Annotated in this window: 7 protein-coding genes and 1 pseudogene; 2 read left to right on the top strand and 6 right to left on the bottom strand. The window is 72.2% G+C overall.

Annotated elements, in window-relative coordinates; genetic code table 11:
• Positions 1 to 68 precede the first annotated feature (68 nt).
• From G448_RS0109705 to G448_RS18835, 5 genes and pseudogenes are all read right to left on the bottom strand, one after another.
• Positions 69 to 2153: an alpha-1,4-glucan--maltose-1-phosphate maltosyltransferase gene (locus G448_RS0109705; RefSeq protein WP_026407812.1), complete on the bottom strand. Its 2085-nt coding sequence runs from the start codon at positions 2151 to 2153 to the stop codon at positions 69 to 71.
• 175 nt (positions 2154 to 2328) lie between these two features.
• Positions 2329 to 2802: a GNAT family N-acetyltransferase gene (locus G448_RS18420; RefSeq protein ID WP_169720850.1), complete on the bottom strand. Its 474-nt coding sequence runs from the start codon at positions 2800 to 2802 to the stop codon at positions 2329 to 2331.
• A 63-nt stretch (positions 2803 to 2865) separates the two neighbouring features.
• Positions 2866 to 3975: pseudogene (gene trpS / locus G448_RS16085) on the bottom strand (tryptophan--tRNA ligase); the annotation flags it as partial.
• A complete protein-coding gene (locus tag G448_RS16080; protein WP_245572282.1) occupies positions 3972 to 4934 on the bottom strand; it encodes an alpha/beta-hydrolase family protein in 963 nt (320 codons plus the stop codon). The gene G448_RS16080 and the pseudogene trpS, both read right to left, overlap by 4 nt.
• Before the next feature lie 217 nt (positions 4935 to 5151).
• Positions 5152 to 5283 (bottom strand): alpha/beta-hydrolase N-terminal domain-containing protein, encoded by a 132-nt coding sequence (locus tag G448_RS18835; RefSeq protein WP_245572281.1) that lies wholly within the window; start codon positions 5281 to 5283, stop codon positions 5152 to 5154.
• Between the two features lie 235 nt (positions 5284 to 5518).
• On the opposite strand from G448_RS18835, the gene G448_RS16075 reads away from it, so the two are divergent.
• Both G448_RS16075 and G448_RS0109685 read left to right on the top strand, forming a co-directional pair.
• Positions 5519 to 6487, top strand: coding sequence for an ABC transporter ATP-binding protein (locus G448_RS16075; protein ID WP_245572280.1), 969 nt, complete (start codon positions 5519 to 5521; stop codon positions 6485 to 6487).
• Positions 6484 to 9060 (top strand): ABC transporter permease, encoded by a 2577-nt coding sequence (locus tag G448_RS0109685; RefSeq protein WP_026407811.1) that lies wholly within the window; start codon positions 6484 to 6486, stop codon positions 9058 to 9060. Before G448_RS16075 ends, G448_RS0109685 begins: the two co-directional genes overlap by 4 nt.
• Before the next feature lie 381 nt (positions 9061 to 9441).
• Here the strand turns inward: G448_RS0109685 and glgX are convergent, their stop codons facing one another.
• Positions 9442 to 11778 (bottom strand): glycogen debranching protein GlgX, encoded by a 2337-nt coding sequence (glgX, locus tag G448_RS0109680; RefSeq protein WP_026407810.1) that lies wholly within the window; start codon positions 11776 to 11778, stop codon positions 9442 to 9444.
• Positions 11779 to 12009 lie beyond the last annotated feature (231 nt).

Genomic DNA, 12009 nt, shown 5'->3' with positions numbered 1-12009 from the left:
GAGGGCGGCGAGCGGAGTCGGGCCGCAGCGCGTCGTCGGGGCCCACCGCCCCGACGACGCGCCCCGGCTCAGAGGGGCTCGACGTGCAGGACGTGCGCGACGTGCCCGGCGAACGGGTCGAGACGCACGTAATTGGTGCCGCTCCACTCGAACTCCGCACCGGTGAGCTCGTCGGTCACCCGCAGACAGGGCAGCGAGCCGTCGGTGTCCCCGGGCAGACCCAGCTGCACCAGGTTGAGGTAGACCTCGCCCTCGCGAGCGCTGTGCGGGTCCAGGTTGACCACGGTCAGCACGACGTCGTCCTCGCCCGTGGGCGAGTGCGCGGCGTCGACCCGCTTGGAGTAGGCGATGAGGGCGTCGTCGCTGGTGGGGTGGAACCAGATGTCGCGCAGCTGACGCAGGGCGGGGTGCGCGGCGCGGGCGGCGTTCAGGCGCGTGAGCAGGTCCTCGATGCCGTTGCCGCGGGCGGCGGCGAAGTCGCGCGGCTTGTACTCGTACTTCTCGTTGTCGATCTGCTCCTCGAAGCCGGGGCGCGGGATCGACTCGGCCAGCTCGTAGCCGGAGTAGATGCCCCACGTCGGGGACAGGGTGGCCGCCAGGACGGCCCGCAGCTTGAAGGCCGGCACCTGCCCGTCGGTCATGAAGGGGGTGAGGATGTCGTGGGTGGTCGGCCAGAACGCGGGGCGCAGGATGTGAGCCGTGTCCTGGGAGAGCTCGACGACGTAGTCGATGAGCTCCTGCTTGGTGTTGCGCCAGGCGAAGTAGGTGTAGGACTGGTGGAAGCCGATCTCGCCCAGGGTGCGCATCATGGCCGGACGGGTGAAGGCCTCGGCCAGGAAGAGCACCTCGGGGTTGGTGGAGCGGATCTCGCGGATGAGGCGCTGCCAGAACGTCAACGGCTTGGTGTGCGGGTTGTCGACGCGGAAGATCGTCACGCCGTGGTCGATCCAGGTGCGCACGACCTGGAGGATCGCGGCGTAGATGCCCTCGGGGTCGTTGTCGAAGTTCAGGGGGTAGATGTCCTGGTACTTCTTGGGCGGGTTCTCCGCGTAGGCGATCGAGCCGTCGGCCAGGATCGTGAACCACTCGGGGTGCTCCTTCACCCACGGGTGGTCCGGGGAGCACTGGAGGGCCAGGTCCAGGGCGACCTCCATGCCGAGCTCGCCGGCCCGTGCGACCAGGGCGTCGAAGTCGTCGAAGGTGCCCAGGTCGGGATGGATGGCGTCGTGACCGCCGTCGGGGGAGCCGATGCCGTAGGGGGAGCCCGGGTCGTCGGGGCGGGCGTGGAGGGTGTTGTTGCGGCCCTTGCGGTTGGTGGCGCCGATGGGGGAGATCGGGGTGAGGTAGAGGACGTCGAACCCCATGGCGGCGATGCGGTCGAGCCGCTCGGCGGCGGTGCGCAGGGTGCCGGTGTGCCAGACGCCCTGGGAGTCGGAGCCGCTGCCGAGCGAGCGGGGGAAGATCTCGTACCAGGATCCGGCCAGTGCGCGCTCGCGGTCCACCTGGAGCGGGTAGGTGGCGGAGGGGGAGACGTGGTCGCGCAGCGGGAGTCGGTCCAGGACCTCGACGACGGCGTCCGCCAGGCCGGCGTCGAGGCGCTCGCCGTCGGGCAGGGACTCGTCGCGCAGACGCTCGGCGGCCCGCGCCAGGATGGCGGCGTCGTCCGGGTCGCGGCCCGGAAGGGCGGCGGCGCGGTCCAGCACGCGCGCGCCCTCCTCGAGCATGAGAACGGCGTCGACGCCGGCGGGGACCTTGATGCCCGCGGCGTGCGCCCACGTGGCGTAGGGGTCGGACCAGCCCTCGACCCGCAGGCCCCAGTCGCCGGGCGCGTCGGGGGCCAGACGGGCCTCGTAGCGGTCCAGGCCGGGCAGGATCTCCACCATGCGGGCGCGCGGTCCGTCGGTGCCGTCGGGGCGCACGAGGACGGCGGTGGCGCCGAAGGAGTCGTGGCCCTCGCGGAAGACGGTGGCGCGGATCGGCATCACCTCGCCGGGCACGGCCTTGGCCGGCCACCGCCCGTCCTCCACGACGGGGAAGACCTCGGTCACCGGAATGCGGCCAACCGGTGCGTAGGGTGCTGGTTGCGGCGCGGCTGCGTCGGTCGGGGGGGCGGGGGGCTGAGGCGCGGCGTTGCGCGTGGTGTTCGCAGTCACAGGACAAGCCTACGGGGTCGGACTCGGTTGAGTCACATCTGCCCCGCGCGTCTCTTCGTCGAGATCGGTCGAGTTCCGTGTCGAGATCGGTTCTGAGCGGCTCACGACTCGCCCTCGGCCCCTCGGCCCCTCGGGCCCGAGGAGTCGGGATGATTCCGGCCTCGCCGCCGCGATGTCAGCGGGGGGAGCGTGGAGCGAGCAGGCAGTCGTAGCGCCTCCGCCCCGGCCAGCGCGGGTCGGCCGGGGCCGGGCGGACGAGGAATCCCATCCCGCGATAGAAGCCGATCGCGTCGTCATCGGTCCGGGCGCGCACGGCGGCCCCCGGGTGCCGCCGCCTGATCTCGGCGATGAGAGCGCTCGCCAGCCCCCGGAGCCGATGGGTCTCGGCGGTGGCGAGGTACTCGATGGTCGCCGAGGGACGCGACGGGCTCGGCCCGGGGGCCGGCGGCGCGTAGGCGGCCAGGGCCACGGGCGGCCCCTCGCCGACCGCCGCGGGAATCGCCGTCAGGACCGTGAGTCGGGGCAGCTCCTCGACGAGGAGACGGGACAGCCGGGCATCGTCGTAGTCGGTCGCCAGCCGCAGCAGGCTCCGCAGCTCGGGTGAATCGAGCTCCTCCGGTTCCAGGTCGTGCAGGACGATGTCGGTCATGGGCGGATCCCGGCGGACTCTGTAGGGGCTCGCAGGGGCTCGCAGGGGCTCGATGCAGGCTCGGTAGTCCATGCCCATGGCGGCGCGCACGGCCGCCAGCGTCTCATTCGCCACGGCGTTCGCCCTCTCGTTCCCGGCGTGGAGCACGTGGAGCAGGTAGCCCTCGTCGGCGGCCAGGTCGGCGCGTCGAGCGCGTATCGGGGCGAAGAACTCGTTGACCGCCTCGGTGGTGATCCTCTTGAGCATTCCCGCCCCGCCGTCGCCGATGCGCTCGGCGATCTCCTGCGGCTCCCCGGCACCGCACAGGGAGGCCAGCGTGAGCAGGTTGGCCACCTCCGGGCGGGCGGCCGGATCGTAGGTGATGACCCGATCGGAGTCGGTCTTGGCCTTCCTCAGGGCCTTGGCGGTCTCGTCGGCGCTCATGCGCAGCTCGATCGTGTTGCGCCGCGACTTGCTCATCTTCTCCCCGTCCAGGCCCAGCAGCATCGGGGCCCGGCTGAGCAGCGCCTCGGGGCGACGGAAGACCGGGTGGTCCTCGACGGCCCGCCCGTAGCGCTTGTCGAAGCGCTGGGCGATGAGGCGGGCCTGCTCCAGATGGGGGAGCTGGTCCTTGCCCACCGGCACGAGATTGGCCTGGCAGAAGAGGATGTCGGTGGCCTGGTGGACGGGGTAGGTGAGCAGCAGACCGCTCATGGCGCGTCCTTCGGTGGCCTCCAGCTCGGACTTCACCGTGGGGTTGCGGTGGAGCTCGGACTCGGTGACCAGGGACAGGAAGGGCAGCATCAGCTGGTTCTGCGCCGGGACCGCGGAGTGGGCGAAGATCGTCGAGCGCCGCGGGTCCACGCCCACGGCCAGGGCGTCGGTGACCAGGGACAGGACGCGCTCGCGGATGGGGCCGACGGCGTCGCGGTCGGTGATGACCTGATAGTCGGCCACGAGGATCCAGGTGTCCACGCCCGCGTCCTGAATCGTCCTCCAGGAGTGCATGGTGCCGAAGTAGTGGCCCAGGTGCATGTTCCCGGTGGGGCGGACCCCGGTGAACATCCGGTAGCGGCCGGGGTTGACGGCGATGTCGGCCTCGATCTCGGTGGAGCGGGCGATCGAGCGGGCCAGGGACGCGTCGTCGACGGCGGTGGCCAGGGCCTCCTCGGCCGCGGTGGGGGTCTGAGTCATGGGGTCATCCTAGAGAATCGTCCCGGGGCATCGGATGGCGCGCCCGGCGCGCACCGTTCTCCTCCCCGCCCCTCGCGACCGGGCGTCAGCACATGTCCGGGTGGTCGTAGGGGGACTTGCCGCTCCCCGCCCCTCGCGACCGGGCGTCGGTCGTCCGCCGGCTGGCCGGTCAGGGCGAGATCCAGCTCGTGGCGCGCCTGCACCACGCGTTCGGCGGTGAAGGACCCGTCGTGGGACACCAGGGCCAGGCCGTCCAGGATCTCGGTGCCGTAGTGGTGCCCGTGACCGTGAGGGACGTTCGTGGCTCGCGGCAGGTCGGCGCTGACCTGGAAGAAGGTGATGCAGGGCATCCAGTGCATGGCGGAGGAGCGGTCCGCGCCCGCCCGCTCGCGCAGCCAGTCGGGCTGATCGCGCACGAGCCGAGGCGACCACCACACCACCGGATCGCTGGAATGCTGGACGTAGAGGATGCGGTGATCGCCCCATGCGCCGTCCCCGATGAAGGACTCCATCTCGTCGCGGTCCTGAGCGAAGCGCACCGTCAGCCCCGCGGAGTAGACGGGATCCGCCTCACGAGTCCCCGGGTCCCGCCGGGTGACGAGGTCGCGCCACAGCCGGGAGGAATTGGGAGGTCCCACCCACAGGACGCCGTCAACGCTCTCCAGGACATCGGACAGGTCCGAGAAGGCGGCCTCGCCCGCCACGACTCCGAGTGACTCCCCGTACAGCAGGAGCCTGGGGCGCTCTTCCTCCGGGAGAGTCCTCCACCAGGCGACGACGGCGGTGACCAGTGCTCTGCCCGAGGCGCGCGTCCTATCGGTGTCGGCGATGAACTGCACGCCCGAGGGCAGATAGGAGTACTGGGCGGCGGCGATTGCCGTATCGCCGTCGTAGAGGGCCTCCAGGGACAGGGCGGCCACCGGGTCCACCCAGCCGGTCCCCGTTGTCGGAGCGATCATGATTGCCGAGCGGGAGGCCGCCCCCGGTGCGCTTCGGCTCCTCGACCACCAGGGCGGCGACCTGCTGCTGCCAGTGAACCGCGCGGAGGGGGATCCCGTTGAGCGCCAGAACCACCACCGTGCTCAGGGCGATCTCCGCGCGCCGCTTCCACTGCGGCCGCCACTCGGGCGGACTCCGGCCGCTGGACTCCCACAGGATCCCGGCCGCCGCGCGGATTCAGGTGCGCCAGTTCCAGGACAGCCAGACCCCCAGCGGGTAACCGGTCCCCGCGCACAGCCCGCAGGGCGCCCCCTGGGAGAGCACGTCGCGGGGCAGCAGCGAGGGCGTCAGGGCCAGGATGAAGAACACGGTGCCCAGGACGAGACCCGCGGGGTCGGGGCGCCGGCGGTCCCGGATGCGGCCCAGGGGGCATGGGGCGCCGCGGCTTCAATGGCGTTGCTGGGAGCGGCATCACACGATACCTGGACCATATCCGCCCGGTGCCCGACTCCGTCCCGCTCTCCGGAATGCGGTCGCGCATGCGGACGCGGGTCCGGGAACCCCCTGATGCGTCTCAGGGGCGGGCCTGTGACAGACTTCCGTCATGACCAGGCACGCGCAGGATCGCAGTGACAACTTCTCCGCAGGGCGCCGCGGGGGACCCGACCCGGCTCGGCGGCGCGACCGGGGGAGCACCGGTCTGATCGAGCACGCCCCGGTCGATGACCCGGTCGTCACCGCGCGCGCCCTGTTCAAGGTCTTCGGGCGCGGCGAGAACGCCGTGACCGCGCTGGACGGGGTGGACGTCTCCATCGCGCGCGCCCGTTTCACCGCGATCATGGGGCCCTCGGGGTCGGGCAAGTCGACCCTCATGCACTGCCTGGCGGGCCTGGAGTCCGCCACCTCGGGGACGATCGCCCTGGACGGGCAGGAGATCACCTCCATGAGCCAGCGGCGACTGACCAGGCTGCGGCGCGAGCGCATCGGCTTCGTGTTCCAGTCCTTCAACCTGGTTCCCTCCCTGACGGCCGGGGAGAACATCACCCTGCCCCTGGACATCGCCCGTCGGAAGGTCGAGCGCAGCCGCTTCGACCAGGTCGTCGAGGCGGTCGGTCTGTCGGACCGCCTGTCCCACCGGCCCGCCGAGCTCTCCGGCGGCCAGGTCCAGCGCACGGCCTGCGCCCGCTCCATCGTGGGCCGCCCCGCGGTGGTCTTCGCCGACGAGCCGACCGGGAACCTCGACTCGCGGGCGACCGAGCAGGTCCTGAGGGTCCTGCGCTCCAGCGTCGATGACTTCGACCAGAGCGTCGTCATGGTGACTCACGAGGCTGAGGCGGCGGCCTGGGCGGACACCGTGCTCTTCCTGCGCGACGGGCGGGTCGTGGCGGAGATGAACGATCCGGACCGCGACCGGGTCCTGGAGGCCCTGCACGACCTGGGCTCGCCCGGAGGCGGGAGCATCGGGCGCGGGCGGTCCGCCGGCACCGCCGGTAGTACCGCAGGAGCCGTCCCGACTCCTCCGGGCGATGGCCCCGCCGCCGGCCCCGCGGGTGCGCAGGGGGCGGCGCTATGATCCGGGTCGCCCTGCGCTCGGTGCGCGCTCACGCCGGGCAGTTCCTGCTGACGGCGCTCGCCGTCGTTCTCGGAGTGACCTTCCTCTCGGGCACCCTCGCCCTGCGCGGAGTCCTGTCGGACACCTTCTCCGCACTGATGTCCTCGACGATAACGGCCGACCTCTACGTGACGGGGCAGCCGATCCGGAGCGCGCAGTCCAGCGGCGGCGGCGGGGTCCTGACGGAGAAGATCGACGGAGCGCTCGCCGAGCGGATCGCCGGGATCGACGGCGTCAGCACCTCCCACGCGGCCTCGTCGCTGAACGGGACGCTCGTCGGGGCCGACGGGTCCCCCGTGACCTCCACCGGCGCTCCGACCATCATCGTCCCGGCCTTCCCCGATGAGCCGGAGCGGAGGGTGGTCGCGGGCCGGGCCCCCTCCGGGAGCGATGAGATCACCCTGGAGTCCGACGCCCTGAAGCGCTCGGGCCTGGCCGTCGGGGATCAGACCCACCTGGTCGTCAACGGCACCCCCTCCGAGGTCACGGTGGTCGGGGAGTTCACCTTCGGCACCTCGATGGCCGGAGCCACGCTCGTCGCCGGCGACCCCGACTGGATCATGGGACTGGCCGCCCCTGACGGCAAGGTCTCGCAGATCGAGATCAACATGGCCGATGGCGCGGACGCCGCGTCCGTGCGCCAGCAGATCACGGCCCTGCTCCCCGACTCCGCGCGTCTGCAGACCCGCGCCGAGCGCATCGATGAGCAGAACGCCTACGTCGAGTCGATCCTCGGCTACGTCCAGACCTTCCTCCTGGTCTTCGTGGTCCTGGCCATGTTCGTCGGCTCGTTCATCATCATGAACACCTTCGCCATGAGCGTGCGCCAGCGCCAGAAGGAGTTCGCCCTGCTGCGAGCCGTCGGGGCCTCGCCCGCATCCGTGTTCGGCACGGTGCTGTTCCAGGCCGTCGTCATCGGCCTGGTCGGCTCGCTCATCGGCGTCGCGGGCGGAGTCGGCCTGACACGGCTGCTCGTGGCCGGCCTGGAGGCCTATGGCATGCCCCTGCCGGGCGGCGGGGTGCCCATGACGAGCGGCGTCATCGCCACCTCGATCGCCATCGGTCTCCTGGTGACCATCGTGGGTGCCCTCCTGCCCGCTCGCGACGCCGCCCTCACCCCGCCGGTGGAGGCCATGCGGGGGACCGCGGGGGCGCGTGAAAAGCCCCTGTGGGTCCGCGGCGGCATCGGGGCCGTCCTCGCGGCGGCGGGCCTGGCGGTCGTGATCGTCGCCTGGGTCGACGAGGACCTGTCCCGCCGGACGACCGTGCTGGGCGCCGGTGCGGGTGCCCTCGTCCTCGGGCTTCTCGTCTGCTCCCCGGTGCTCGCCCGCCGGACCATCGCCGTCCTGGCCATGCCGCTGCGCCTCATGCGCCCCGTCGGGCGCCTGGCGGCGCGCAACCTCGCCGCGGCGCCCCGCCGGACGGCCGCGACCTCGGCGGCGCTGGTCGTCGGCATGGCGCTCGTGTGCGCCGGGAGCATCATCGCGGCCTCCATGCAGGCCTCGATCTCCGGGATCGTCAACGATTCCATGCGCGCCGACCTCCTGGTGCGGGCGCCCACCTCGTCGGGGCAGCTCACTCCTCTGCCCGCCGAGATGACCGAGAGGATCAGTGCGCTCGACGGTGTGGAGGAGGCCACCGGCTACGCCGTCTCCTCGGTCACCACCACGATGCCGGACGGCGGCGAGAGCACGGGCTACATGGTCGCGATCGACCCGCAGCGCTACTCCGACTTCTACGACCCGGGCGTGACCGCCGGTTCGCTGGACTCCCTCGACGACACGCACGTGGCCGCCTTCGCCGACTCCGGCCTGCAGCTCGACGACCGGGTCACGATCACCGGGCCGACGGGCTCGGTGACGGCCACCGTCTCGGCGGTCGCCGACTCCAAGGGGCTCATCGGCACGCTCTACGCCACGCCCGGGGTCGCGGCCGCGGTGGGCTCGTGGACCGTGCCGATATCGGCCGACCCGGGAGAGGTCCTGGCCTCCCCGCAGGGACTGTTCATCTCGCTCGCCGACGGCGCCGACATGGGCGCCGTGCAGTCCGAGATCCGGGAGATCGTCGCGCCGGCGTACGTCTTCGAGGTCCTGGACGCCAACGAGCTCTCCGACCAGGTCGGCCAGACCGCCGACCAGATGCTGGCCGTGCTCTACGCACTGCTGGGCCTGTCCCTGGTCATCGCCGTGCTCGGCATCGTCAACACCCTCGTCCTGTCGGTCAGTGAGAGGACTCGCGAGATCGGGCTCATGCGGGCCGTCGGCCTGGGCCGCGCCCAGGTGACCGGCGAGATCATGTGCGAGTCCGTCCTGACCGCCGTCTACGGAACCGTCCTGGGCGGGGCCGTCGGCGTACTGCTGGCCGGGGCGCTGCGCTCGGTCCTGGCCGACCGGGGGCTCACCGAGCTGGCCATCCCGTGGCCGCAGCTGATGATCATGCTCGCGGCCGCCATCGTCGTCGGGGTCCTCGCCGCCCTGTGGCCGGCGCTGCGGGCCCTCCGGCTGCCGGTCCTCCAGGCCATCGCCACTGAATGAGCTCGGGGAGGAGCCCGGGAACGGTGCCGCGTGCGCGCCCGCCCACCTCCCGACGTCGCCCGCGAGTGCGACTCGCGTACGCCCTGGTGCGCCCCGAGCGGGGCGCGGGAGCGCCGCGAGCAGGGGACTCGCCCCGCGGTGCCCGCCGGAGCCCGCACCGAGTGGTCGGCAGGGCGGGGATTGTGAGGGCCTCCGCGACGATGAGGTCTCGCAGGCGGACCGCGGCGCCGGCCCCATCGGACGCCCCCCCCGCCCCGCCGTCCGCAGGGACGCTCGGACTGATCCGGCCGCCTGGGAACTCCGAGCCGGCGACGAAGGCCTCCCGAGAACGGGGGCGCCCGGGGGCGGCCCGACCGGGGGGCGCACCGGTCGGCTCGGGCGTCAGGGGGTGGTGGGACGGCCCTCCCGGGGCTCCAGCACCTCACCGGACAGGTAGATCCGCATGCTCAGCGCGTCCAGGGTCGTGGTGTCCCCGGGGCGGTCGTGTCGGCACTCGGCGGAGCGGGGCGGTCTGTCCTGCGCCGGCCTGATCGCCCGGGTGCGGGCCGCTCCGCGGCTGACCCGGTGGGCCAGTGCGAAGGCGGAGGTGTGCGGGCGCGGCACCGCCCAGGTGGAGTCCCAGGACAGGTGCCAGTCCGTGCCGTGGCCGTCGGGCAGCGTGACGTCGACCTGATCGAGCCAGCCGTTGATGACCACCAGCAGGTCGTTGTCCGCCAGCGGTCCGCCGTTGCGCAGCATCTGGATCACGCGCGTCCACGGGTCGTGCCAGGCGTCGGAGTCCATGGGGACGCCGTCCGCGCGGAACCAGGACAGGTCGGGCAGCGTGTCGCCCCTCGGCGCGGCACCGGTGGCGAAGGCCTCCGGCCGTAGGACGGGGTGGCTCTCGCGCAGTCTCACGAGGAACCGGGCGGTGGCCAGCAGGTCGCACTGCCATGGCGCCAGGTCCCAGTCGTACCAGGAGATCGGGGAGTCCTGGCAGTAGGAGTTGTTGTTGCCGTCCTGGGTGCGGCCCATCTCGTCGCCGCCCAGGAGCATCGGCATGCCCGCGCTGACGAACAGGGTGGCCAGGATATTGCGGGAGGAGCGGCGTCGCAGCATCTCGATGGGGCCGCCGTCCATCCCCTCGCGCAGCGGCCCCTCGAAGCCGTGGTTCCAGGACCGGTTGTCGTCGGTGCCGTCGCGATTGTCCTCGCCATTGGCGAGATTGTGCTTGTAGTCGTAGGAGACCAGGTCGCGCAGGGTGAAGCCGTCGTGGGCGGTGACGAAGTTGACGCTTCCCAGCGGTCCTCGCCCGCCGGGGCACTCCCCGTAGCCGAACGTATCGGCGCTGCCCGACAGGCGCGTGGCCAGGTCCCGCAGGTCGGAGCCCGGGCGCCCCTTGGACATCTCCGAGGCGTCGCGCAGCCAGAAGGAGCGCACCGTGCCCCGGTAGCGGTCGTTCCAGTCGTGGAAGGGCAGGGGGAACTCTCCGGTGCGCCAGCCGCCCGGGCCGATGTCCCACGGCTCGGCGATCAGCTTGACGCCGCCCAGGATCGGGTCCGTGGCCATGCCGATGAGCAGCGGGTGGCGGGCGTGGAACTCCGCGGCGTTCCGCCCCAGGGCGACCGCCAGGTCGAAGCGGAAGCCGTCGATGCCGACGTCGCCGGCCCAGTAGCGCAGTGAGTCGAGAGCCAGCTGGACGGCCCGCGTGGAGCGGAAGTCCACCGTGTTGCCGGTGCCCGTGACGTCGATGTACTGGGCCGGGCGGTGCGGGGCGTGGAGGTAGTACTCCAGGTTGTCGAGACCGCGCAGAGACAGGCTCGGACCGTCCGCCCCCGACTCGCAGGTGTGGTTGTAGACCACGTCCATGATCACCTCCAGGCCGGCCTCGTGGAGCAGGGAGACCATGCCGCGGACCTCGTCCAGGACCGCCTGGGGGCCGGCCGCCTGCGCCGCGGCGGTGGCGTAGGCGGGCTCCGGGGCGAAGTAGGACAGCGTCGAGTACCCCCAGTAGTTGGTGAGTCCGCGCTTGAGCAGGAAGGTCTCGGAGAAGGCGGCGTGGATGGGCAGCAGCTCGATGGTGGTCACGCCCAGCGAGCGCAGGTGCTCGATCGTGGCCGGATGGGCCACACCCGCGTAGGTGCCGCGCAGCTCGGGCGGCACGCCGGGCATGTCGTGGGTGAGCCCCTTGACATGGGTCTCGTAGATGACGGTGCGGCCGTAGGGCACCCTGGGGCCGGGCACGACCGTGAACTGCTCACCGGTGACCACGCCGAGGGCGACGCGTCCGGCGGAGTCGAGCTCGGAGGGAGCGAATGGCACGAAGGCGGGGGAGAGGTCGTCGTCGACGGCGTGCGCGTACAGCTCGGGCCCCAGGGTCGGCTTGCCGTCCAGAGCGCGCGCGTAGGGATCGAGAAGAAGCTTGCGGGGATTGAACAGCAGGCCCTCGGAGGGGTTCCACGGCCCGTGGACGCGGTAGCCGTAGCGCTGCCCGGCGCGCACGCCGGGCACATGGGCGTCCCAGATGCCGAGCCTCGGGCCGCGCAGGCCGATCCTGCGCTCGGAGACGATCCCGCCCGCGGCGTCCGTCTCGATCAGGCACAGATCGACGGCGGTCGCGTGCGGCGCGGCGAGGGCGAAATCGGCGCCGTCCCCGGTCAGGGTGGCGCCCAGGCGGATGCGGTCCGACGCGTCGGAGGCTGCTCGGGCGGCCGGCTGCGGCTCTAACGTGGGGGACATGGGCTCTATTGTCGAGGCGCAGTCGCGCGACGGCCACTCGAGGCGGGCGTGGCACACGCCTCGAGCTCCGTGAACTGGTGGGAGCGTAGTGGACGCGCAGCGGATATGCAGGGATTGTGCAGTGTTCGTGCGGCGGGCGTGCGGTGGACGCTCGGTGCGAGTGCGTGCGGGCCGGGGCGCGGTGGCCCGAGATGCGTGACCCAGTGCTCACCGGCGCCGGCATCCGGATAT

This window comes from Actinomyces gerencseriae DSM 6844 (assembly GCF_000429265.1).
In the GTDB taxonomy this organism is placed as follows: domain Bacteria; phylum Actinomycetota; class Actinomycetes; order Actinomycetales; family Actinomycetaceae; genus Actinomyces; species Actinomyces gerencseriae.
Note: the sequence above shows the minus strand (reverse complement) of the source record. Positions and strands in the feature narration are given on the sequence as shown.